The sequence below is a fragment of the Bradyrhizobium sp. WSM2254 genome (assembly GCF_000472645.1).
Lineage (GTDB): Bacteria > Pseudomonadota > Alphaproteobacteria > Rhizobiales > Xanthobacteraceae > Bradyrhizobium > Bradyrhizobium niftali.
In genome coordinates this window covers 244,403-266,301 of the sequence record NZ_AXAB01000012.1, presented here as the reverse complement: position 1 = coordinate 266,301, position 21,899 = coordinate 244,403, and the positions used below count along the sequence as shown (strand labels likewise).

General features: G+C 65.1%; 21 protein-coding genes. 13 read left to right on the top strand and 8 right to left on the bottom strand.

The window, feature by feature from the left end:
- Window positions 1–149 (top strand): transposase (locus A3M7_RS46330; protein WP_156936849.1); only part of this gene is annotated, 149 nt, incomplete at its 5' end.
- A gap of 258 nt (window positions 150–407) precedes the next feature.
- Here the strand turns inward: A3M7_RS46330 and A3M7_RS0109490 are convergent.
- Window positions 408–869: a nuclear transport factor 2 family protein gene (locus tag A3M7_RS0109490; protein ID WP_027543710.1), complete on the bottom strand. Its 462-nt coding sequence runs from the start codon at window positions 867–869 to the stop codon at window positions 408–410.
- A gap of 155 nt (window positions 870–1,024) precedes the next feature.
- On the opposite strand from A3M7_RS0109490, the gene A3M7_RS0109485 reads away from it, so the two are divergent.
- The 9 genes from A3M7_RS0109485 (at window position 1,025) to A3M7_RS0109445 (ending at window position 10,669) form a co-directional block, all read left to right on the top strand.
- A complete protein-coding gene (locus tag A3M7_RS0109485) occupies window positions 1,025–1,711 on the top strand; it encodes an HAD family phosphatase (protein WP_027543709.1) in 687 nt (228 codons plus the stop codon).
- A 91-nt stretch (window positions 1,712–1,802) separates the two neighbouring features.
- A complete protein-coding gene (locus A3M7_RS0109480) occupies window positions 1,803–2,648 on the top strand; it encodes a DeoR/GlpR family DNA-binding transcription regulator (RefSeq protein WP_027543708.1) in 846 nt (281 codons plus the stop codon).
- Window positions 2,649–2,951: 303 nt separating this feature from the next.
- On the top strand, window positions 2,952–4,502 hold the full coding sequence (glpD, locus tag A3M7_RS0109475; RefSeq protein ID WP_027543707.1) for a glycerol-3-phosphate dehydrogenase: 1,551 nt from the start codon (window positions 2,952–2,954) through the stop codon (window positions 4,500–4,502).
- Window positions 4,499–5,578, top strand: coding sequence for an ABC transporter ATP-binding protein (locus tag A3M7_RS0109470; RefSeq protein ID WP_027543706.1), 1,080 nt, complete (start codon window positions 4,499–4,501; stop codon window positions 5,576–5,578). Before glpD ends, A3M7_RS0109470 begins: the two co-directional genes overlap by 4 nt.
- A 12-nt stretch (window positions 5,579–5,590) precedes the next feature.
- On the top strand, window positions 5,591–6,676 hold the full coding sequence (locus A3M7_RS0109465; RefSeq protein WP_027543705.1) for an ABC transporter ATP-binding protein: 1,086 nt from the start codon (window positions 5,591–5,593) through the stop codon (window positions 6,674–6,676).
- Window positions 6,676–7,650: a carbohydrate ABC transporter permease gene (locus tag A3M7_RS0109460; protein ID WP_027543704.1), complete on the top strand. Its 975-nt coding sequence runs from the start codon at window positions 6,676–6,678 to the stop codon at window positions 7,648–7,650. The genes A3M7_RS0109465 and A3M7_RS0109460 overlap by 1 nt, the downstream gene beginning before the upstream one ends.
- Window positions 7,650–8,456 carry a carbohydrate ABC transporter permease gene (locus A3M7_RS0109455; protein WP_027543703.1) on the top strand — a complete coding sequence of 269 codons (807 nt, stop codon included), beginning with the start codon at window positions 7,650–7,652 and terminating at the stop codon, window positions 8,454–8,456. Before A3M7_RS0109460 ends, A3M7_RS0109455 begins: the two co-directional genes overlap by 1 nt.
- 10 nt (window positions 8,457–8,466) lie before the next feature.
- Window positions 8,467–8,796, top strand: coding sequence for a DUF2160 domain-containing protein (locus A3M7_RS0109450; RefSeq protein WP_027543702.1), 330 nt, complete (start codon window positions 8,467–8,469; stop codon window positions 8,794–8,796).
- Window positions 8,797–8,926: 130 nt separating this feature from the next.
- Window positions 8,927–10,669, top strand: a complete 1,743-nt coding sequence (locus A3M7_RS0109445) for an ABC transporter substrate-binding protein (protein ID WP_049823309.1) — start codon at window positions 8,927–8,929, stop codon at window positions 10,667–10,669.
- Between the two features lie 212 nt (window positions 10,670–10,881).
- Here the strand turns inward: A3M7_RS0109445 and A3M7_RS0109440 are convergent, their stop codons facing one another.
- The 5 genes from A3M7_RS0109440 to A3M7_RS0109420 form a co-directional block, all read right to left on the bottom strand.
- Window positions 10,882–11,982: an alkene reductase gene (locus tag A3M7_RS0109440; RefSeq protein ID WP_027543700.1), complete on the bottom strand. Its 1,101-nt coding sequence runs from the start codon at window positions 11,980–11,982 to the stop codon at window positions 10,882–10,884.
- A 184-nt stretch (window positions 11,983–12,166) separates the two neighbouring features.
- The gene (locus A3M7_RS0109435) at window positions 12,167–12,670 is read right to left on the bottom strand and encodes a DUF1993 family protein (RefSeq protein ID WP_027543699.1); all 504 of its coding nucleotides are present in this window, start codon (window positions 12,668–12,670) and stop codon (window positions 12,167–12,169) included.
- Between the two features lie 263 nt (window positions 12,671–12,933).
- Window positions 12,934–14,238 carry a lytic murein transglycosylase gene (locus tag A3M7_RS0109430; RefSeq protein ID WP_027543698.1) on the bottom strand — a complete coding sequence of 435 codons (1,305 nt, stop codon included), beginning with the start codon at window positions 14,236–14,238 and terminating at the stop codon, window positions 12,934–12,936.
- A gap of 136 nt (window positions 14,239–14,374) precedes the next feature.
- Window positions 14,375–16,312, bottom strand: a complete 1,938-nt coding sequence (locus A3M7_RS0109425) for a glycosyltransferase (protein WP_027543697.1) — start codon at window positions 16,310–16,312, stop codon at window positions 14,375–14,377.
- Window positions 16,312–17,670 carry an HlyD family secretion protein gene (locus A3M7_RS0109420; RefSeq protein ID WP_049823293.1) on the bottom strand — a complete coding sequence of 453 codons (1,359 nt, stop codon included), beginning with the start codon at window positions 17,668–17,670 and terminating at the stop codon, window positions 16,312–16,314. Before A3M7_RS0109420 ends, A3M7_RS0109425 begins: the two co-directional genes overlap by 1 nt.
- Before the next feature lie 285 nt (window positions 17,671–17,955).
- Here A3M7_RS0109420 and htpX point away from each other — a divergent pair, with 285 nt between their 5' ends.
- Together htpX and A3M7_RS0109410 are read left to right on the top strand one after the other, a co-directional pair.
- Complete coding sequence (htpX, locus tag A3M7_RS0109415) at window positions 17,956–18,915, top strand: zinc metalloprotease HtpX (protein WP_027543695.1); 960 nt, start codon at window positions 17,956–17,958, stop codon at window positions 18,913–18,915.
- 137 nt (window positions 18,916–19,052) lie between these two features.
- A complete protein-coding gene (locus tag A3M7_RS0109410; protein ID WP_027543694.1) occupies window positions 19,053–19,691 on the top strand; it encodes a tetratricopeptide repeat protein in 639 nt (212 codons plus the stop codon).
- A 238-nt stretch (window positions 19,692–19,929) separates the two neighbouring features.
- Here the strand turns inward: A3M7_RS0109410 and A3M7_RS0109405 are convergent, their stop codons facing one another.
- Window positions 19,930–20,280 carry a hypothetical protein gene (locus A3M7_RS0109405; RefSeq protein WP_027543693.1) on the bottom strand — a complete coding sequence of 117 codons (351 nt, stop codon included), beginning with the start codon at window positions 20,278–20,280 and terminating at the stop codon, window positions 19,930–19,932.
- A gap of 172 nt (window positions 20,281–20,452) precedes the next feature.
- Window positions 20,453–21,259, bottom strand: a complete 807-nt coding sequence (locus tag A3M7_RS0109400; RefSeq protein WP_027543692.1) for a hypothetical protein — start codon at window positions 21,257–21,259, stop codon at window positions 20,453–20,455.
- A gap of 228 nt (window positions 21,260–21,487) precedes the next feature.
- Between A3M7_RS0109400 and A3M7_RS49600 the strand changes: the two genes are divergently transcribed.
- Window positions 21,488–21,781, top strand: coding sequence for an antibiotic biosynthesis monooxygenase (locus A3M7_RS49600; RefSeq protein WP_027543691.1), 294 nt, complete (start codon window positions 21,488–21,490; stop codon window positions 21,779–21,781).
- The last annotated feature ends 118 nt before the right edge of the window (window positions 21,782–21,899 follow it).

The following is a 21,899-nucleotide window of genomic DNA, read 5'->3' as shown; positions in this document are numbered from 1 at the left end:
GAGCCCAGGTCGAAACCACCTTCGCTACTCTCAAACGCCGCATGCGGCTGACCTGCATCCGCTACGTCGGTCTGATCAAGGCGACCGGACAAGTCCTGCTCGCCTCAATCGCCTTCAACATGAGGCGGTGGGCCACGATCGCCGCGTGAGCCGCCCTCCGAGGGCGACAACTACAGATATTGGCAGGTAATTGCCGCGACTAAGGCCTTCTCTCGTGACGTCTTCAGCCTCAAAAGCCAATAACGCAACAGGCCCCTTGTGGGAGAAGGAGGCGCGAAGCGCCGGATGAGGGGTTCTATCGGTGAACTCAGCTGTGAGAGGTGTGCTCCCGGAGGCAACCCCTCACCCGTCTCGCCGCTTTGCGGCGAGCCACCCTCTCCCACAGGGGGAGAGGGTAAGAGGTGCCGCTACAATTTCGTCGCCGCGCGTGACAGCAGCTTCCAGTCGTCGCCCTGCTTCTGCCAGTTCATCAGGATGTGAAGGTTGGTCGGCACTTTTTTCCCATCGGCCGTCATCTCCTGTTCCGCCACCCAATGGAAGCGTACGATCGCGGTCGGGCCGACGACCTTGATGGTCGGGTCCTTGTATTCGATCGACAGGAATTTCGATTTGCCGTCGGTGGCGTTGGTGATGAAGGTCGCCTTGTCCTCCACCTTGCCGCTGGAATGGCTGTAGCTCAGATCGTCCCAGCACAACGCGCCGAGCGCCTTCGGGTCGGCCGCGATCTGCGCGAGGCGGAAGGCCTCCACCTTCTTCGCCACGGCCTCTTCGTCCGCCGAGGCGGCCAGTGCCGGCGTCGTGAGAGCGAGCGCGGCAAGAGCTGGAACGGCCAGGGTCGAGAGAGCCAGATCGCGTCGATTGATCGTCATCGTTTCCTCCTTTTTGATCTTGAAGAGAGTGTTGCAGCCGCGCGCGGCTTTGTCGAGTGGTCACCGCGTCGTCATGTGCATGCGTCATTGCGCGATCGCAGCCATATTGATACGTGTCGCGCATCGATGCGTCTTGCATTTGGGAAAGTACGGAAATGATCGAGGCCAAGGACAATGCGACGGGCAGGGCATTGCTGTTCGACATCGACGGTACGCTTGCCAATACCGACCCGCTGCACCTGAAGGCCTTCAACGAGGTGCTCGGCCCTCGCGGCCATGTCTTTGATCACGCGCGGTTCTCGAGGGAGCTGCAAGGGTTCGCCAATGTATCGATCGGGGAGCGCTTTCTGCCCGACGAGGCGCCGGAACGGCGCGCCTTGATCCTCGATGAGAAAGAGGAAGTCTTCCGCGCGCTTGTCGCCGGGCAGATCGAGCCGCTGCCGGGCCTGATGGCGCTGCTCGACCGGGCGGACGCGGCCGGCGTTCCCATGGTTGCCGTGACCAACGCGCCGCGTCTCAACGCCGAGCTGCTGCTCTCCGGCCTCGGCATTACGCACCGTTTCAAGGCGCTCGTGATCGGCGACGAGCTGCCGCACGGCAAGCCGCATCCGCTGCCCTATCAGGAAGGGCTGCGCTTCGTCGGCGCGAGGCCGGAAACCTCGGTCGCATTCGAGGACTCCCGCACCGGCGTGCAATCGGCCACGGCGGCCGGCATTCCGACCATCGGGATCCGGACCAGCCTCGGCCATGCTGACCTGATTGCAGCCGGCGCGGTCGCCTCCGCCGGCGCCTTCGACGATCCGGACCTGCTCGCGCCTCTGGCTGCCGCGATGGCGTGGTGAGAGGCTTCGTCCGTTAACCGTGATCGGGGCGCGCATTGACCGATCGCGCGAACCGCCGCACCATGCACCTTCCAGATTTGAGGCCATTGCCGTGACCGGATTGACCCATCGCCAAGCCGAAATCCTCAACATCGCGCGCGCCTCCGGCCGCGTCATGGTCGAGGAGCTCGCGCGCCGGTTCGAGGTCTCGGCGCAGACCATCCGCAAGGATCTCAACGACCTCTGCGAACGGCGCTCGCTGACCCGCATCCACGGCGGCGCCATCATTGCCTCGGGCGTGGAAAACCTCGCCTATGAGGCACGCCGCTTCGTCGCCGCCGAGGAGAAGAAGGCGATTGGGGCTGCGGCCGCCTCGCTTATCCCGAACGGATGCTCGCTCTTCATCAACATCGGCACCACGACTGAGGAGGTCGCGAGCGCGCTGACCTCGCATGAGGATCTCCTCGTCATCACCAACAACCTCAATGTCGCGATGCTGCTCTATCGCCATCCCCGCATCGAGGTGGTGGTTGCCGGCGGCACGGTGCGGCGCGCCGACGGTGCGGTGGTCGGCTCGACCGCGACGCAGCTGATCGGCCAGTTCAAGGTCGACTACGCCATCATCGGCGCTTCCGCGATCGACGAGGAGGGCGCGCTGCTCGATTTCGACTATCGCGAGGTGCAGGTCGCGCAAGCCATCATCGCCAATGCCCGCAGTGTCATGCTGGTCGCGGATTCGACGAAGCTTCGGCGCAGCGCGCCGGTGCGCATCGCCCACATGACCCAGATCCAGACCTTCGTCACCGACCAGGAGCTGCCCGAACGCCTCGCCACCATCTGCCACAGCAAGGGCATCGAAGTGGTGGAGGCGATGCCGAAGGGGGCGGATATCGATGATGCGCAGGCCGAAGCGCCGGATGCCGCGCCCGAAGCCGCGCCGGTGGTCCGGCTGAGATAGCGGCTTACTTACCCTCCCCTGGAGGGGAGGGGTGATCGCGCGTAGCGCGAGCGGGGCCGGGTGACGGTCCCTCTGCCCTGAACACTGCCCGCATTGAGGAGAATCACCTCACCCGACGCTTGGCGCCCACCCTCCCCCTCTAGGGGAGGGGGTGTTTCGCTGCCTACTCCTTCACCCCACTGCCCACAAAAAAAGTTCCTCTTTCACTTCCTTCCGCCTCTCTTTCATCTTGCTTTCGTTTTTCGGTGTGATCTAATCAAAAACGAAAGTAGTCGCTCGAAGGAACGAGCGAGTCGCCGGGGGATGCGTCTGTTGGAGCGTATTTTCGACCTCGCCATTATCGGAGGCGGTGTTAACGGCTGCGGCATCGCGCGCGACGCGGTGGGCCGTGGCAACACGGTTTTCCTGTGCGAAATGAACGATCTGGCGAGCGGGACGTCGTCCTGGTCGACCAAGCTGGTGCATGGCGGCCTGCGCTATCTCGAATATTACGAGTTTCGCCTGGTCCGCGAGGCGCTGATCGAGCGCGAGATCCTTTGGGGCATCGCGCCCCATATCATCCGTCCCCTGCGTTTCGTTTTGCCGCATCACGCCGGCCTGCGCCCGGCCTGGCTGCTGCGCCTCGGCCTCTTCCTTTATGACCATATCGGCGGCCGGCACCTGCTGCCGGCGACACGTTCGGTCGATCTCAGGCGCGACGAGGTCGGCCGCCCGCTGATCCCGAACCGCTACAGCCGCGCGTTCGAATACTCCGACTGCTTCGTCGACGACGCCCGTCTCGTCGTGCTCAACGCGCGCGATGCCGCCGACAAGGGCGCTGAGATCCGCACCCGCACCCGCGCGACGGATATCAAGCAGTCCGACGGCATCTGGACCGTCGGCATGGTCGACACGCTGACCGGCGCGCGTTCGTCGATCCAGGCCCGCGCGCTGGTCAATGCCGGCGGCCCCTGGGTCGAGGACGTGCTCGGCCGCGGCGCCGGCGTGAACGCGAAAGCCAAGGTGCGCCTGGTGCAGGGCTCGCACATTGTGGTCAAGAAACTCTATGACCACGACCGCGCCTACATGTTCCAGAACGCGGACGGCCGCATCATCTTCGTGATCCCGTACCAGGACGACTTTACGTTGATCGGCACCACCGACCGCGACTACGACGGCGATCCCGCCAAGGTGAAGGCGACGCCCGAAGAGATCGAGTATCTCTGCGCCGCCGCGAGCGAGTATCTGGCCAAGCCGGTGACTTCAGCGGACGTGGTCTGGACCTATTCCGGCGTGCGACCGCTTTATGACGACGGCGCCAGCGAGGCCAAGGCCGCGACGCGCGACTACGTGTTCGAGCTCGACACGCCCGGCGGCGTGCCGCTGCTCTCGATCTATGGCGGCAAGATCACGACCTACCGCCGCCTCGCCGAAGAGGCGCTGGAGCGGCTTTCGCCCTATCTCCGCAGCGCGAAAGCGCGCGAGGGCTGGACCGGCAAATGGCCGCTGCCCGGCGGCGACATGGATGTGTCCGACATCGACGGGCTGATCGCCGAACTCCAGCGCGGCTATCCCTTCCTCGCCCACGCGCATGCGCGCCGCCTCGCGCGCGCCTATGGCACCCGCGCCATCAAGCTGCTCGGTGACGCGAAATCGGCCGCCGATCTCGGCCAGACCTTCGGCGCGACGCTGACCGAGCGCGAGGTCCGGTACCTCATGGCCAACGAATGGGCTGTGACCGCCGATGACATCGTCTGGCGCCGCTCCAAGCTCGGCCTGCGACTATCTGCCGACGAGATCGCGGCGCTTGACGACTGGATCAGGACCCACGCTTTGCCGCAAAGTCCCCTGCTGGAAGCGGGAGGACGCTCATGACCGTCACCCTCGATCACGTGACCCGGACCGTCGATGGTGTTGCGCATATCCGCGATGTCTCGCTGACGCTCGAGAGCGGCACGCTCAACGTGCTGCTCGGGCCGACGCTGTCGGGCAAGACCTCGATCATGCGGCTGCTCGCCGGCCTCGACAAGCCGACCACGGGCAAGGTGCTGGTCAACGGCAAGGACGTCACCGGCGTCGACGTGCGCCAGCGCTCGGTCGCCATGGTCTATCAGCAGTTCATCAACTACCCCTCGTTCACGGTTTATGAGAACATCGCCTCGCCCTTGCGCGTGCAGGGCAAGCCGCGCGAGGAGATCGAGGCGCGCGTGACGGAAGCAGCAAGGCTGCTCAGGCTCGAGCCGTTCCTGAAGCGCACGCCGCTCCAGCTCTCCGGCGGCCAGCAGCAGCGCACTGCGATGGCGCGCGCGCTGGTCAAGGGCGCCGATCTCGTGCTGCTCGACGAGCCGCTCGCCAATCTCGACTACAAGCTGCGCGAGGAGCTGCGCGCCGAACTGCCGCGCATCTTCGAGGCCTCGGGCGCGATCTTCGTCTATGCCACCACCGAGCCGACCGAAGCGCTTCTGCTCGGCGGCAACACGGTGTGCATGTGGGAGGGCCAGGCGCTTCAGATCGGCGGGACGCCCAACGTTTACCGTCATCCGCAGACGCTGCGCGTCGCGCAGGTGTTCTCGGATCCGCCGCTCAACCTCGTCGGCATCGAGAAGAAGAACGGTTCCGTGCAATATGCGGGAGGCATCGCCGCGCCGGCGTCCGGCCTCTATTCCTCTCTCGCCGACGGCGCCTATCGCGTCGGTTTTCGTGCGCATCAGCTTGCGCTCGCCAATGGCGAGACCGACCGCCACGCCTTCCATGCCACGGTGACGGTGACCGAGATCACCGGTTCGGAGAGTTTCGTGCATCTGACCCGCGACGGATTGAACTGGGTGGCGGTGCTGCACGGCGTGCACGAGTTCGAGCCCGGCCAGACCATCGATGCCGTGCTCGATCCCAACGACGTCTTCGTCTTTGATGCTGCCGACCGGCTGGTCGCGGCACCCGGCAATTCGTGAGGGAGGTGCGCCATGGCTCGCATTGACCTCGTCGATCTCGCCCACTCCTACGGCGGCAATGCTGCGCCGCAGGAAAGCTTTGCGCTGAAGCCGGTGACCATGACCTGGCGACAGGGCGGCGCCTATGCGCTGCTCGGCCCGTCCGGTTGCGGCAAGACCACGCTGCTCAACGTCATCTCCGGCATCATCACGCCGTCGCGGGGGAAAATCCTGTTCGACGGCCAGGACATCACACCGCTGTCAACCCAGAAGCGCAACATCGCACAGGTGTTCCAGTTTCCGGTGATCTACGACACCATGACGGTGGGGCAGAACCTGGCGTTTCCGCTGAAGAACCGTGGCGTGCCGAAAGCCGAGATCGACAGGCGCGTCGCCGAGATCGGCCGCCTGCTCGACCTCGAACCCTATCTGAACCGCAAGGCGACGCGGCTCACGGCCGACGCCAAGCAGAAGATCTCGCTCGGCCGCGGCCTCGTCCGCTCCGACGTCGCCGCCGTGCTGTTCGACGAGCCGCTGACCGTGATCGATCCCGAGCTGAAATGGCAGCTGCGCTCGAAGCTCAAGGCGCTGCATCGCGAGCTCGATCTCACGATGATCTACGTCACCCACGACCAGACCGAGGCGCTGACCTTCGCCGACACCGTCGTCGTCATGCATGACGGCCGCGTCGTCCAGAGCGGCACGCCGGCCGAGCTGTTCGACAAGCCGGCGCACACCTTCGTCGGCTATTTCATCGGCTCGCCCGGCATGAACATCCTGCCGGCCGAGGTGAGGGGACGCGAGGCCCGGATCGACGGCCACGTCATCGCGCTGAACCGTAGCTACGATCATTTGCCCGCGGGCGCGAAGATCGAGATCGGCGTTCGGCCGGAATTCGTCGAAGCCGTCGCGCCGGCGCCGGGCCTGCTCTCCGCGAGGATCGAGCGCATCGACGACCTCGGCCGCATCCGCTTCGCGCGCACACGCCTCGGCGACGCGAAACTCGCAGCGCGTGCGCCGGCGGGCTTCACCGGCGCGGACGGCACCGCCGGGCTGAAGTTCGATCCGTCGCATGTCCACGTCTATGCCGACAGCCTTCTGGTGGAGGGAGCCGCCTGATGGACAAGACCATCAACCAAAAAGCCTGGTTCCTGGTGCTGCCGGTGTTCCTGGTCGTCGCCTTCTCGGCGGTGCTGCCGCTGATGACGGTGGTGAACTATTCGATGCAGGACACGTTCGGCAACAACCAGTTCTTCTGGAACGGCGTCGGCTGGTTCAAGGAACTGCTCGATCCCTCGACCGATCTCGGCGGCCGCTTCCTCGCCTCGCTCGGCCGCAATCTGTTCTTCTCGATGGTGATCCTCGCCATCGAGGTGCCGCTTGGCATCGTCGTCGCGCTGTCGATGCCGCGTCAGGGCTGGACGGTGGCGGCCTGCCTCGTCATCCTCGCGCTGCCGCTGCTGATCCCGTGGAATGTGGTCGGCACGATCTGGCAGATTTTTGGCCGGCCCGACATCGGGCTGCTCGGCTATGTCCTCAATCACATCGGCCTCGACTACAATTACGTCTCCAACGACATCGATGCCTGGGTCACCGTCATCGTGATGGATGTCTGGCACTGGACCAGCCTCGTCGCGCTGCTCTGCTATGCGGGCCTGAAGTCAATCCCGGAGGCCTATTATCAGGCCGCCCAGATCGACGGCGCCTCGCGCTGGGCGGTGTTCAAGGCGATCCAGCTGCCGAAGATGAACCGTGTGCTGCTGATCGCGGTGCTGCTGCGTTTCATGGATAGCTTCATGATCTACACCGAGCCGTTCGTCGTCACCGGCGGCGGCCCCGGCAACTCGACCACCTTCGTCTCGATCGAGTTGGTCAAGATCGCGCTCGGCCAGTTCGACCTCGGCAAGGCCGCGGCGCTGTCGCTGGTCTACAACCTCATCATCCTGATCGTCTGCTGGATCTTCTACACCGTCATGACCAATGCCGGTGTCGAACGCAAAGTCCAGGCGGAGAGCGAGCCGGCGGTGGAGCCGAAGCCCTCGGCCGCGCTCAAGCCCGTGCCCGCGCTCAAGCCAAAGGAAGGAGTGGCCTGATGCACTCGATTCCCGGCCGTCGCCTCATCATGGGGCTGTTCCTGGTCTTCCTGCTGTTGCCGATCTACTGGCTCGTCAACATGAGCTTCAAGACCAACGCCGAGATCGTCTCGACGATGACGCTGTGGCCGCATTCCCCGACGCTGCAGCATTACAAGCGCATCTTCACAGACGAGAGCTGGTATTCCGGCTACATCAATTCGCTGGAATACGTCGTCCTCAACACCATCATCTCGATCTCGGTGGCGCTGCCGGCGGCCTATGCGTTCTCGCGCTACCGCTTCCTCGGCGACAAGCATTTGTTCTTCTGGCTGCTGTCGAACCGCATGGCCCCGGCGGCGGTCTATGCGCTGCCGTTCTTCAACCTCTATTCGGCGATCGGCCTGTTCGATACGCCCTGGGCGGTCGCGCTCGCCCACTGCATTTTCAACGTTCCGCTGGCGGTGTGGATCCTCGAAGGCTTCGTCTCCGGCGTGCCGCGCGAGATCGACGAGACCGCCTTCCTCGACGGCTATTCCTTTCCGCGCTTCTTCATCAGGATCCTGGTGCCGCTGATCGCGAGCGGCATCGGCGTCGCCGCCTTCTTCTGCTTCATGTTCTCGTGGGTCGAGCTCCTGCTCGCGCGGACGCTGACCTCGGTGCAGGCCAAACCGATCGCGGCGATCATGACGCGTACGGTGTCGGCTGCGGGCATGGATTGGGGCCTGCTGGCCGCAGCCGGCGTGCTTACCATCATCCCGGGCGCCCTCGTGATCTGGTTCGTCCGCAATTACATCGCGAGCGGTTTCGCGCTCGGTCGGGTCTAGGGAGGCATCGATGGAAGCTATTGCATGGATGGCCTGGACGCCGCCGACGGCGATCTTCTTTGTGGCGCTCGCCTGCACCCTCGCGGTCATGACGTACCTCGCCGCGGTCTATCCCGAAGCCGAGCGCGTCGGCGTGCTCAGCATTCCGACGACGCGGGGCGATCGCCTGTTCATCTCCCTGATCACGGCGGCCGTCATCCACCTTCTGTGGATCGCCTTCGCCGGCACCGACGTACTCGCCACTCTGCCGATCGGCGAGGAAGGTTTTGAGATTTCGAGCCTCTGGCTCGCAAGTGGGATTTCGCTGGCCACGGCCGTGCTCATTTTTCGCACGGTCTGAAGCTCGCGAAGGGACGGCCAGATCCGGGGGCAACCCGGGCCTGTATAAAATTTTGTCGCTGCAACGGAGGAACAACATGCGACAGTTTAGGAGAAGGAAAGGTCCATTGACCAAGAATAGCTTTCTGACCATGTCCAGCGCCGCCGCCATCATTGCGGTGTCGTTCGCCGTCTCGGCGCCGGTCCGCGCCGCCGACGACGCTGCGATCCAGAAGTGGATTGCGGAATTCCAGCCCTCGACGCTGTCGAAGGACGAGCAGAAGAAGGAGCTGGAGTGGTTCGCCAAGGCTGCTGAGCCCTTCAAGGGCATGGAGATCAACGTCGTCTCCGAGACCATCACGACCCACGAATACGAATCGCAGACGCTGGCCAAGGCGTTCTCCGAGCTCACCGGCATCAAGCTCAAGCACGACATCATCCAGGAAGGTGACGTCGTCGAGAAGCTGCAGACCCAGATGCAGTCCGGCAAGAACGTCTATGACGGTTGGATCAACGACTCCGACCTGATCGGCACGCACTTCCGGTACGGTCAGACCATCGCACTGTCGGACTACATGACCGGCGAGGGCAAGGACGTCACCGACCCGATGCTCGACGTCAACGACTTCATCGGCAAGTCGTTCGGCACGGCACCGGACGGCAAGCTCTACCAGCTGCCCGACCAGCAGTTCGCCAACCTCTACTGGTTCCGCTACGACTGGTTCACCAACCCGGACTACAAGGCCAAGTTCAAGGCCAAGTATGGCTACGAGCTCGGCGTGCCCGTGAACTGGTCCGCCTATGAGGACATCGCCGAGTTCTTCACGAACGACATCAAGGAGATCAACGGCGTCAAGGTCTACGGCCATATGGACTATGGCAAGAAGGATCCCTCGCTCGGCTGGCGTTTCACCGACGCCTGGCTGTCGATGGCCGGTAACGGCGACAAGGGCATCCCGAACGGCCTGCCGGTCGACGAATGGGGCATCCGCATGGAAGGCTGCCGTCCGGTCGGCTCGTCGGTCGAGCGTGGCGGCGACACCAACGGTCCGGCTGCGGTCTACTCGATCACCAAGTACCTCGAGTGGATGAAGAAGTATGCCCCGCCGCAGGCCCAGGGCATGACCTTCTCCGAGTCGGGTCCGGTGCCGGCGCAGGGCAACATCGCCCAGCAGATGTTCTGGTACACCGCCTTCACCGCCGACATGGTGAAGCCCGGCATCGCCGTGATGAACGCGGACGGTACGCCGAAGTGGCGTATGGCTCCGTCGCCGCACGGCTCGTACTGGAAGGAAGGCATGAAGCTCGGCTACCAGGACGCTGGTTCGGCGACTCTCCTGAAGTCGACCCCGGCTGACCGCCGCAAGGCGGCCTGGCTCTACCTGCAGTTCATCGTCTCCAAGACGGTGTCGCTGAAGAAGAGCCATGTCGGTCTCACCTTCATCCGAGAATCCGACATCTGGGACAAGTCGTTCACCGAGCGTGCGCCGAAGCTCGGCGGCCTGATCGAGTTCTACCGCTCGCCCGCGCGCGTGCAGTGGACCCCGACCGGCAACAACGTGCCTGACTATCCGAAGCTCGCCCAGCTCTGGTGGCAGAACATCGGCGATGCGTCGTCCGGTACGAAGACGCCGCAAGCCGCGATGGACGCACTGGCCGCTGCCCAGGACTCCGTCATGGAGCGCCTGGAGAAGTCCGGCGTGCAGGGCGCCTGCGGTCCGAAGCTGCACAAGAAGGAGTCGGCCGAATACTGGTTCGCCAAGGCCCAGAAGGACGGCACCATCGCCCCGCAGCGCAAGCTCGCCAACGAGAAGCCGAAGGGCGAGACGGTTGACTACGACACGCTGATCAAGTCGTGGCCCGCCACCCCGCCCAAGCGCGCGGAAGTGAAGTAAGCCTCGCGCAGAGCGTCATCAAACACGAAAGGCCGGGAGCGATCCCGGCCTTTTTCTTTCTTCGCCTCTCCCCGCTTGCGGGGAGAGGCCGTATCGCATCGCAGATGCGATACGGGTGAGGGGGCCTCTCCACGAGTCCAACTGCTACCGTTCCCGCGGAGACTCCCCCTCACCCCAACCCTCTCCCCGCAAGCGGGGAGAGGGGGAAGAAACTACTCCGCCGCTTCGGCCGCCAGCGTCGGGTAATCCGTGTAGCCCTTCGCGCTGCCGCCGTAGAACGTGGTCTTGTCCCAATCGTTCAGCGCCGCGCCGGCCTTCAGCCGCTCGACGAGGTCGGGGTTGGAGATGAACGGCTTGCCGAAGGCGATGAGATCGGCCGCGTTCGCGTCCAGCACCTTGGTCGCCAGATCGAAATCGTAGCCGTTGTTGGCGACGTAGGCGCCGGAGAAGCGCTTGCGCAGGCCCGCATAGTCGAACGGGGCGATGTCGCGCGGGCCGCCGGTGGCGCCTTCGACCACGTGGAGATAGACCAGCTTGAGCGCACTGAGACCGTCGACGATGTGGTCGAACAGGGCTTGCGGATTGCTGTCGGCGAGGTCGTTGGCCGGCGTCACCGGCGAGATGCGGATGCCGGTGCGGTCGGCGCCGGCCTCGGCGGCAACCGCCCTGGAGACCTCGAGCATCAGCCGCGCGCGGTTCTCGATGGAGCCGCCGTAGGCGTCGGTGCGCTTGTTGGCGCCGTCTCTTGCGAACTGGTCGAGCAGGTAGCCGTTGGCGCCGTGAATCTCGACGCCGTCGAAGCCGGCCTCCAGCGCATTCTTCGTGGCGCGCTTGAAGTCGTCGATGATCCCGGGGATTTCGGAGAGTTCGAGCGCGCGCGGCTCTGAGACGTCGGCAAAGGTGCCGTTCACGAAGGTCTTGCCCTTGGCGCGGATCGCGCTCGGCGCCACCGGAGCTGCGCCATTCGCCTGGAGCGCGACATGCGAGATGCGGCCGACATGCCAGAGCTGGATGAAGATCTTGCCGCCGCGCTCATGGACCTTGTCGGTGACCTTGCGCCAGCCGGCGACCTGGTCTTTGGAGTAGATGCCGGGGGTGTCCTGGTAGCCCTGGCCCTGCTGGGAAACCTGGCTCGCTTCGGTGATCAGCAGGCCTGCGGACGCGCGCTGGCCGTAATAGTCGGCGGCGAGCGCACCGGGTGCGAACGTGCCGGGAACGGCGCGGTTGCGCGTCAGCGGTGCCATCACCAGGCGATTGGCCAGCGTGATCGGGCCGAGCTTGTAGGTCTCAAACAACTTGGTCGAACGGCTCATGGGAATGCTTCCAGGCGGTGAGTGGTCCGGAACACTTGTGCATCGCGGCAATCAGCGCAAGGGAGGAGCCATACGGAAAGTGCAGGCGAGCTACGCGGCAAGGCCCGCGTAGCATAATTCATGTGCAATTCGGGCCGCGGCGGCGGATTTGATCTCCCCGCCGCGCCCGCCTGATATCCGGGTTTTAGTTCGCGCCGAGGAAATCGCGCTTGCCGATCTCGACGCCGTTGTGGCGCAGGATGCCGTGCGCGGTCGTGGCGTGGAAATAGAAGTTCGGCAGCGAGAACGCGCTGAGGAATTGCTGGCCCTTCATGGTGATGGATTTGTCGGGGCCGGCCGGGAAGGTGACGTCCTTGGTGTCGGCGCCCTCGAATTGCGCGGGCTTGAACGACTTCACGTAGTCGATCGTCTTGGCCAGCCGCTGCTTCAATTCGGCAAAGCTGGTCTCGGTGTCGGGCGTCGAGGGCACCTCGCTGTGGGTCAGCCGTGCGCAGCCCTTGGCGGCGAAGTCGCTGACGAGCTGGATCTGCTTCGACAGCGGCAGCATGTCCGGGAACAGGCGGGAGCCGAGCAGAACGCTCGGGTCGACCTTCTTGGCCGCGCAATGCGCCTCGGCTTTCGTGAGCAGGCCGGTGAGGCTGTTCAGCATCTGCAAATAGGCGGGGACGACGGCGTCGTGGAAGGACATGTGATGCTCGCTTGAATGGTGGGAAATCTCAGGAGAAAACCTGAGCCACTCACATGGGAACGTCATGGAAAAATACAATCGCGAAAGCGGCTTGTGCGGTGCGAAAATTCTACATCGCCGGCTTGCCACGATGCCGTTCGCGCCACACCCTCGCTGCCATCGCCCGGCTTGACCGGGCGATCCAGTAATCCGAGACGGTTGTGGTCAAATCGATGGGCCGCGGCGTACTGTCCCGGTCAAGCCGGGGCATGACGGAGGAAGGCTTAGCGCACCGTCGCCTGGGGCTGCGCCTGCGCCGTGCCGCCGCCGCGCATGCGGGCGAGCAGCTCCGCGGTCGGCCAGGAATCGGCCGGCAGGCCGTATTTGATCTGCATCGCCTTCACGGCGGCGCGGCTCTGCTGGCCCAGCACGCCGTCGACCTTGCCGACATTGAAGCCGGCCTGGACCAGAAGCTGCTGCAATTGCTTGAGCTCGTTGAACGGCAGCTGTGCGACCGGCGCCGCCAGCTTGCGCATCGGGGCGGCGCCCGCGATGCGGGTGGCGAGATAGCCCGCGGTGGTCGAGTAGATCAGCGAGTTATTCCACTCGGTGTAGGCGGCGAAATTCGCATACGCCATGAAGGCAGGCCCGGTCCGTCCCATCGGCAGCAGCACTGACGCTGCGAGATTGTCGTTCGGCAGCGGACGGCCGTCGGGATAGGCGACCCCCAACTGCGCCCATTTCGAGCGCGGCTGCTGCACGGTGAGGTCGGTCTGATCCCAGGGCAGGTTTTGCGGCACCTTGATCTCTTCGAGCCACGGCTCGCCGCGCCGCCACTTCAATCCGTTGGCGATGTAGTTCGCGGTCGAGCCGATCACGTCGTCCTCGCTGCGCAAGAGATCGCGCCGGCCGTCGCCGTCGTAATCGACGGCGTAGTTGACGTAATGCACGGGCAGGAACTGCGTCTGGCCGAGCTCGCCGGCCCAGGAGCCGATCATCTCGTCGGGTGTGAGATCGCCACGGTCGATGATCTTCAGCGCGGCGATGGTCTCGTTCACGAACATCTCCGAGCGGCGGCAGTCATAGGCCAGCGACACCAGCGATTTCAGCGTCGGCAGATTGCCCATGTTGACGCCGAAGTCGCTCTCCAGGCCCCAGAACGCAGCGATCACCGCCGGCGGCACGCCATATTCCTTTTCGGCGCGCGCGAAGGCAGCGGCGTGGGCCTTGATGTGCTGCTGGCCGTTCTGCATGCGATAGGGCGCGGCCATGCGGCCGGCGAACTCGGTGAAGAGCTGGCCGAACACGCGCTGGCCACGGTCGCGGTTGACGATGCCCTGGTCGTAGACGAGGTAGGGCGAAGCCTCCGCGAGCGTCCGCTGCGACACGCCGGCGGCCACTGCCTGCTGTTTCACGTCGGCGAGGAAGCGATCGAAGCTCGCGCCATTGTGGCACGAGGCCGCACGCGGCGAGGGGGCGGTGGCCTTCGGCGCCGCAGGCCTTGCGGGCGGCGGTGTGAGCTGGGCGGAGGCAGTGGCGGAGCATGCGAGGAGCGCGGCGGCCGCGATCAGAAATCGGGTCTGGACCATAGGGGTTCCGGCGGGGAGGGAAGGCTTGGATTCGCCCGAAGTCTAGGTGAAGTGACGGCCTCAGGCCATCCTTTCCATGCCATCCTTTCCACGTCATGCCAACATGCGGAATGCGAGGGAGCGGATGTCGCGCGGCTCAGCTGAACAGCCGCATCAGCAGTGCTTTCCCGACCGGGAGCGCCCTGACGCCGCGATAGGCGCGGACATATTCGCCGGCATAGAATGCCCGGATCGCATGCACGCGCGCATCCATGCCTTCCTCGAACCGCACCGCGAATCCGTCTGTGGTTCGTCGCACGACGATGGCCGCGATCGAGCGGCCGTAGATCCGGCATTCGATCGTGCTGCCGGGGCGCGGCGGATCGGGATCGATCAGCCGCGCGCCGGTAATGGAGATGTCGGCGAGCCGTGCGAGATGCGATCTGCCGTCCTGACGCAGCAGCACCGGCTCATTGCGATGAAAGCGCTCGGCCTTGCGCTTGCGCGGCTGCTCGATGCAGACGAAGCAGACCACGGTGAGGATGAGCGCATTGTAGAGGCTCCAGGCCAGGGCCAGTCCGCCATAAGCGATGTTCTCGCCGCGCAGGTGCAGGATGAAGGCATAGGCAATGGCCGCCAGCGTGATGAGAAGCGCGCAGCCATAGATCCGCAGGAGCGGCCATTCGACAAATCTCCTGTCGCGGTCGCCGCCTTTCGCCGTGACCTTGAACTTGTGTCCCTTCGGCTTCAATAGGCCGGCTGCCACCGCCTTGAGCACCGCGGGCGCGGCGATGAGTTGCGAGACGTCCGACATCATGGCGAGCGAACGGCCGTTTGATAGCCAGGCCATGCTGAGTCCGTGCCAGATGTAGAACGGCAGGAAGAAGCGCAATAGCTCGGTGAGATCCGCCTGCACCGCCTTGATGCCGAACAGCAGGAACAGCCAGGGCACCATCAGTCCCGCGACCTTCGACGTGTAGACCGCGGACCAGCTCATGAAGGCATCGACCAGCGAGAGCCGGTCGATAAAGGACAGCTTTGAGTTCTGCGAGAGCGGTCCGCTGCGGCCGCGCACGATTTGCATCAAGCCGAGGCACCAGCGGGCACGCTGGGTGATGTATTCCTTCAGCCCCTCGGGCGCGAGCCCGATCGTCAACCGTTCGTTGAGATAGATGGTGTTGAAGCCGTTCTCCTTCAGGCGAAGGGTGACGAGATAGTCTTCCGTGACGGAGTCGGTTGGAAAGCCGCCGATCTGCACCAGCCCGGCGTAGCGAATGAGGGATGAAGTGCCGCAGCAGAAGGCGACGCCCCAGGCGTCCTTCGCCGGCAGAAGGATGTCGAAGAAGAAGCGCTGCTCGTCTGGCCATACATCGGTCGCAGCGAGGTTGGTCTGGATCGGGTCGGAATTGATGAAGTGCTGCGGCGTCTGCACCACGCCGACCGAAGCGTCATCCATGAGGGAGATGGTGCGCGCGAGGAAGTCGGGCCGCGGCACGAAGTCCGCGTCAAGAATGGCCACGAAATCCGGCCGCGCCGGCAGGGCGCCGACGTGCTTGAGCGCATGATTGATGTTGCCGGCCTTGGCGTGCTGGTTGTCGGGCCGTGTGAGATAATGGCAGCCGAGTTCGCCTGCGAGCCGCCGCAGCCAGGGGCGCCGGCCGTCGTCGAGCACCCAGACGCGATAATTGCCGTACGCCATGCCGGTCGCGCCGATGATCGTTCGCTCGAGGATCGATCGCTCCTCGTTGTAGGTGCAGATGAACACGTCGATCAGCGGCGCGAGCGGATCGGTGGCACGGCCGTCGATCCTGGCCGCGCCGGTGCGGTCGATGGTCCGGCTCAGAAACAGCAGGGACAATGCGACCGCGACGAGCGAGGCCGCCTCCAGCAGCATGAAGGGATAACCGATCACGGCGTCCGCCGTCAGATGCGGTGGCGGGAGCGTCGCGGTGACCCGCCAATAGAGATAGCGGAGCAGGAAAACCAGCGACACGACGGCCAGTAACGAGCGCGCCATCGTGCTGTCGCGCCTGAGCAGCGGCACGACCGCCATGAAGGCGCCGAGCGTAATCAGGCCTGGCGTCAACGCCATCATCACGGCGCGGTCTCGTGCCGGGCAAACACCACGCGGCCGGTGCGCCCCACGGTGCAGGCGAGGGGAGCGGCATCGCGAGGCGCCACGGTCACGCGATAGGGCTCCTTGCTGAGCGTATCCGGATTGATGGCGAGATTGGCGGGCGCGCCGGCGGCGCCGGTCAAATTGACCACGGTGCCGGAGATCGGTTCGCCACCGTCATTCGGCTCGAAGGTGGCGCGGTCGCCGAGCTGCAAGCGATTGTAGACGCTCTCTGTGACATTGGCCGTGATGACGGCGCCGCTGCAATCGAGGATCTTGAGCAGGGGTTGGCCGGCCTGCACGTCCTCGCCCGGCGAGGTCATCATTTCCCAGACGCGGCCCGCAACGGGTGTCGTGATGTTGGCTTCCGACAGATCGGCGAAGCGGACCTCCTCGATGATGGTCTCGTTGGCGAGCCAGGCGATCTCGGTGTCGGTGCGCGCGAGATCAGCCTCGAGATCGCCGGCGCGCTGGCGCATCTCCTCCTCGCGCTGCACCGAGCTCGGGCGATCGTTGTAGCTGTCGCCGAGGAAGGAACCGCTCCGTGCCGCCGTGAGCTCGACCTTCGCAGCATCCAGCCGCTTGCGCGCACCGAGCTCGGTCTGCTGCGACACGGAAAGCTCGCGCGTCAGCCGCGCCAGCTCGACCGTCGAGACATTGCCGGACTTCGCGAGCGAGGATGCGCGCTCGACGGCGGCGCTGGCTTCGTCCCGCCGCGCTGCCGCCGCCTCGATCGAGGTCTGGATCTCGGCGATGCGGGCCTCGAGCTGAAGCACGCGTCCCTCGCGGAATTGCGCGGCCTGCCGCGCCAAATCCTTTTGGGCGGCCTGGGCCGCGGCAAGCTTGGTGGCGAGACTGGGCCGCTCGTTCTCCAGGCGCGATTTCTGCCGCCGGAGATCGTCGAGCCTGGTGCGATCGCCGCGCGAGTTCACGACGCGCAGGACCACGGTTCCGGCACCAAGCCTGGCCTGATCGATGATGGGTTGGGCGGCTACCACGCGGCCGCCGATCGGCGTGCGCAGGGTGACGAGACGGGAATTCAGCACGGCCTCGACGCTCGAGTACTCCCAGATCGCACGCAGCGGCAGCCAGCCGAACACGGCGATAATGGCAAGTCCGATGGCGATCTTGGCGCCGCGTTGCAGATGCGGCCAGCGCCGCCCTGGTTCCGGCGCCGTCTGCGCCTCGGGGGCGTGGCCGGTTTCGTCGTCGGCGAACAGCTGCTCGTGCAGCGCCTCCTGCAACCCCTTCGCGTCGGTCTTGGTCTCGCTCTTGGTCTCGTGAGGGGAAGGCGTGGATGCAGGGTCGACGGAAGCGGCGCGTAGGCGGTCTACCATTTCGGTCACCTTGCTGACGGGAGGCCCGCGGAACCGGTCAATGCGCGAGGGCCGCGCAGCGTGCCCGGTTACCGTGCATTAAGCCGATGTTGCGCTTTCCAGGTTGCTAAGCATCTGCGCGTGTTTTTGCGCAAATCCCGGTCAAGCTTTAGCTACGGGGGAAAGGCTGGCCGCGCGGCGTTGAATCTGCGGCTCCGCGCCGCATGAACCTTGCGATGCTCGGCGGCATTCATACTTCGAAGACGCCGGCCCAAGGCTCGCCAGCGGCCGGTTCGGGAGACGGCCATGAACTATTTTCGTACCGCAATGCTGCTCGCAGGCCTGACCGCCCTGTTCATGGGCGTGGGCTATCTGATCGGCGGGGCCTCCGGCGCCATGATCGCGCTCGTCATTGCCGCGGCGACCAATCTCTTCACCTATTGGAACTCCGACCGCATGGTGCTCTCGATGTACGGTGCCCATGAGGTCGACCGTTCGACCGCGCCGGAACTAGTCGGCCTCGTCGCCGAGCTTGCGGGCCGCGCGGGCTTGCCGATGCCACGCGTGTTCCTGATGGACGAGGCGCAGCCCAACGCGTTCGCGACCGGCCGCAATCCCGAGAACGCTGCCGTTGCCGTCACCACCGGCCTGATGCACCAGCTCAGCCGCGAGGAACTCGCCGGCGTGATCGCGCATGAGCTTGCGCACATCAAGCACCACGACACGCTGCTGATGACGATCACCGCGACCATCGCGGGCGCGATCTCGATGCTGGCGCAGTTCGGCATGTTCTTCGGCGGCCACCGCGACAACAACAACGGCCCGGGCATCGTCGGCTCGATCCTGATGATGATCCTCGCGCCGCTCGGCGCCATGCTGGTGCAGATGGCGATCAGCCGCACCCGCGAATATGCCGCGGACAATCTCGGTGCGCGCATCGTCGGCCAGCCGATGTGGCTGGCGTCGGCGCTGGTGAAGATCGAAGGCGCCGCACATCAGGTCCCGAACTTCGAGGCCGAACGGAATCCCGCGACCGCGCACATGTTCATCATCAATCCGCTGTCGGGCCACGGCGTGGACAATCTCTTCGCCACCCATCCCTCGACGCAGAACCGCATCGCGGCGCTCCAGCAGCTCGCGGCCGAGCTCGGCGCGCAGGCGGCGCCGTCCGTCGGCGCCAACGAAAACTATCCGCCGGCGAGCCCGTGGGGCCGTTCGTCTTCGCGTGGTCCTTCACGTGGTCCTTCACGTGGTCCCTGGGGCTGATCCGGAACCGGTAAGGATTTGCGCGGGGCTTTGTGACCTGGCGCACACAGGATGGTCCCGGCCGGTGCTAACACCTCGCCGTGACACTTCCTTCGAAAGGGGATGCGTGGCCGGCCCGTTACCGGTCACCGTCGAAGATGACCAGAGCTGCCGTACCATTGCTGATCGTCCTGTGCGTGCTCGTCGGCCTGTCCACGCACATGGTCGTCAATTGCGGGGACGAGGACGATCCCGACGTCTGCGCGGCCGTGATCGGTTTCTCGCCGCTCCGCGGTTCGCTGATCGCCTTTGCCTATGAAGGGCGCGGGCGGATCGCGCTGCGCCACGGCGACTTCAGGCGGGCGATCGCCGATTTCGACGAGGCCATTCTCCTCAACCCCAACCGCGCCTCGCTCTATCGCGACCGCGCGACCGCTCGCCGGCAGAGCGGCGACCTCGAGCTCGCCATTGCGGATTACGACGAGGCGATCGCGCATGATCCCAAGCTTGCCGCGCCTTATCACCAGCGCGGTCTCGCGCTCGCCGCCACCGGCGATCTCGATCGCGCCATCCTGAGCTACAACACGGCGGTCCGTCTCGACCCCTCCGATGCGCAGGCCCGCCTCGACCGTGGCCTGGCATTCCTCGCCCGCGGCCAGGCCGACGATGCGCGCGCCGATTTCGAAGCCGCGCTGGCGCTGCCCGTCGGCAAGGATGTCCGCACGCGCGAGGCAGCACGCGCCAAGCTCGCCGAACTTAGCGCCGAGCCGAGCCAAGTATCCGCGCCAAGGCGGTGAGAGATATCTAGAGCTGCGGCTCTTTCCCTCTCCCCTTGCGGGAGAGGGTGGCTCGCCGCGATAGCGGCGAGACGGGTGAGGGGTATCTATCCGCGCGTAGAAATCTCGCAGACGAGTTTGCTGAAGCAACCCCTCGTCCGGCGCCGTAGCCGATGCGAAGCATCGGCGTTCCTAGGAACGGCGGCCGAAGGCCGCCTACGCCACCTTCTCCCGCAAGGGGAGAAGGAAGAAAGCGCAGCTACTTCGCCTTCCTGGCCTTCTTCGCCTTCGCGGCCTTCTTCACCGGCTTCTCCTTCGCCGGCTTCTTCTCCACCTTCGCCGCGATCGGCGTGCTGGCCGCGATTCGCATCGATCGCGCGTAGCTGTCGGCGACGTTGTCGGCGGACATCTGGAGGCGCTTGGCGGCGGCGGTGGCCTGCTCCATGGTGGCCTTGGCCATCATCTTGAAGCGGTCGCCGGTCTCCTTGCCCTTGGCCTTGGCCGCAAGGCCGTTGAAGCGATCCCGCCGCTCCTTGGCGCGGGTCATCAGGCCCGTATGCAGCTGTCTGGCCAGTTGCCGGATCACGACATCCAGGTCGGCGTCCGCCATGTTCTTCTATCCCCTTGAAAACAGTATCGATGCGGGCGGGACTATGCAGATCGGGCCCCGCCTTGGCAATTCCCGGCCGGGCGTCATCCGCAGCTTCCGGTTACCAAAACAAAAAAAGCCGCGCATTTCGCGCGGCTTTTTGCCGGGTTGGTGCAGATGGGCTACGTCCGCCTCACTTCAGCGAGGCCACCGGGCCGCTTGACGCGGCCGGGTCGGGATCGAAGCCGAACACGCCGACCAAGTATTTGTAATAGTCCGGCATCTTCTCCTTCAGCGTCTCGCGCGACTTGGGGTCGTGGAATTCGCTCTTTCCGGCCAGGAAGATGCTGGCGGTCACGGCGAAGAACTCCATGGGATTCTTCAGGGCATAGGATTCCTTGGGCAGGAGGTCCTTGGACTTGGCCAGCGCATAATAGCCGATCACGCCCTTGTTGGCGTAGCCGTCCGGCAACAGGCGCGCGTGATAGGCGTGCAGGAGCTCGTGCAGCAGCACTGCCTCCTTCTCGTACCGCATCATGTCCGGCCGCAGCATGATCACGCCGAGCCCCGAATCGACCGCGAGGTCGATGGCGTTCGGATTGGTCCAGCGCTGCTTGTTGGGGTCCCAGACCGTCAGCGTCCGGGGAGCGGTGCGCTGCATGTCCGGCGTGACCCTGCCGTAGCATGCGGTCGCGGCGCCTTCGTCGAGGCAGGCCAGCTCGTTCGCGACGATCGGAACGGTGTGGAAGAAGCGCAGTATGCGCGGGGAGAGGCCGACGCCTTCGACGACGTCGATCTGGCGCTTCAGGTTGTCGGTGAGCTTGTCGACATCCTTGCGATCGGAATTCTCCGACAGGTCGAACATGTAGCCGCGGTAGCTCTGGAAGCCCGGCGGCAGCACCTGCGCAGCCTCGGCGGGCGCATCGAGCGGTCCGGCATTGGATGGACTGGCGAAAAGCGCGCCGACGATGGTCGCGGTCAGCAGCAACGCAATGCGCATGATGAACCCCCTGATGTCACTTCGCCCGGCAGAATAGGCCACCGTTGTTTGCGAAAAGTGAGTGGGGCGAGACTAGGGCAGCGATGTTGAGGCGTGCTTAACCGTTGGTTGCGGATCGCGCCGACGGATTAGTGCAGGGTTAACCAAGGAGGGTATCCGGGCCCGGCGCTTCGGCGTAACATCCGGTCCGGGTACAAAGCCCACATCAATAGCCGGGAGGAGGAAGTCATGTATGCCGCCATCCGTCAGGCCAAGGCGAAAAGCGGGAGCGCGGAGGAGCTGGCGCGCCGCATCAAGGACGGCGCCGTTCCGATCATCAGCGACGTTGACGGCTTCCGCGCCTACTACGTCGTCTATGCCGGCGACGACACGGTCACCGCGATCTCGATCTTCGACAAGTTCGAGCAGGCGGAGGAGGCGAACCGGCGCGCGATCGCCTGGATCGAGAAGGATCTCGGCCCGCTGCTCGCCGGCGACGCGCGCGCTGCCGCAGGGCCGGTGATCGTGCATACGCTGGCGTGAGTTGCTGGCTGCCGCCACACATTCCGCTGTCATCGCCCGCGAAGGCGGGCGATCCAGTACTCCGAGACGGCGGTGATTGAACCGAGACGCTGCGGCGTACTGGATGCCCCGCCTTCGC

What these genes read in the sequence shown, in the direction of transcription:
- A3M7_RS0109445 (WP_049823309.1), top strand. Translation starts at nt 8,927, where the DNA reads ATGTCCAGCGCCGCCGCCATCATTGCGGTGTCGTTCGCCGTCTCGGCG.
- A3M7_RS0109425 (WP_027543697.1), bottom strand. Translation starts at nt 16,312, where the DNA reads ATGATGGCGTTGACGCCAGGCCTGATTACGCTCGGCGCCTTCATGGCG.
- A3M7_RS0109485 (WP_027543709.1), top strand. Translation starts at nt 1,025, where the DNA reads ATGATCGAGGCCAAGGACAATGCGACGGGCAGGGCATTGCTGTTCGAC.
- A3M7_RS0109490 (WP_027543710.1), bottom strand. Translation starts at nt 869, where the DNA reads ATGACGATCAATCGACGCGATCTGGCTCTCTCGACCCTGGCCGTTCCA.
- A3M7_RS0109400 (WP_027543692.1), bottom strand. Translation starts at nt 21,259, where the DNA reads ATGCGCATTGCGTTGCTGCTGACCGCGACCATCGTCGGCGCGCTTTTC.
- A3M7_RS0109420 (WP_049823293.1), bottom strand. Translation starts at nt 17,670, where the DNA reads ATGGTAGACCGCCTACGCGCCGCTTCCGTCGACCCTGCATCCACGCCT.
- A3M7_RS0109460 (WP_027543704.1), top strand. Translation starts at nt 6,676, where the DNA reads ATGGACAAGACCATCAACCAAAAAGCCTGGTTCCTGGTGCTGCCGGTG.
- A3M7_RS0109435 (WP_027543699.1), bottom strand. Translation starts at nt 12,670, where the DNA reads ATGTCCTTCCACGACGCCGTCGTCCCCGCCTATTTGCAGATGCTGAAC.
- A3M7_RS0109405 (WP_027543693.1), bottom strand. Translation starts at nt 20,280, where the DNA reads ATGGCGGACGCCGACCTGGATGTCGTGATCCGGCAACTGGCCAGACAG.
- A3M7_RS0109470 (WP_027543706.1), top strand. Translation starts at nt 4,499, where the DNA reads ATGACCGTCACCCTCGATCACGTGACCCGGACCGTCGATGGTGTTGCG.
- A3M7_RS0109455 (WP_027543703.1), top strand. Translation starts at nt 7,650, where the DNA reads ATGCACTCGATTCCCGGCCGTCGCCTCATCATGGGGCTGTTCCTGGTC.
- A3M7_RS0109465 (WP_027543705.1), top strand. Translation starts at nt 5,591, where the DNA reads ATGGCTCGCATTGACCTCGTCGATCTCGCCCACTCCTACGGCGGCAAT.
- A3M7_RS0109450 (WP_027543702.1), top strand. Translation starts at nt 8,467, where the DNA reads ATGGAAGCTATTGCATGGATGGCCTGGACGCCGCCGACGGCGATCTTC.
- A3M7_RS0109410 (WP_027543694.1), top strand. Translation starts at nt 19,053, where the DNA reads ATGACCAGAGCTGCCGTACCATTGCTGATCGTCCTGTGCGTGCTCGTC.
- htpX (WP_027543695.1), top strand. Translation starts at nt 17,956, where the DNA reads ATGAACTATTTTCGTACCGCAATGCTGCTCGCAGGCCTGACCGCCCTG.
- A3M7_RS0109430 (WP_027543698.1), bottom strand. Translation starts at nt 14,238, where the DNA reads ATGGTCCAGACCCGATTTCTGATCGCGGCCGCCGCGCTCCTCGCATGC.
- glpD (WP_027543707.1), top strand. Translation starts at nt 2,952, where the DNA reads ATGCGTCTGTTGGAGCGTATTTTCGACCTCGCCATTATCGGAGGCGGT.
- A3M7_RS0109440 (WP_027543700.1), bottom strand. Translation starts at nt 11,982, where the DNA reads ATGAGCCGTTCGACCAAGTTGTTTGAGACCTACAAGCTCGGCCCGATC.
- A3M7_RS49600 (WP_027543691.1), top strand. Translation starts at nt 21,488, where the DNA reads ATGTATGCCGCCATCCGTCAGGCCAAGGCGAAAAGCGGGAGCGCGGAG.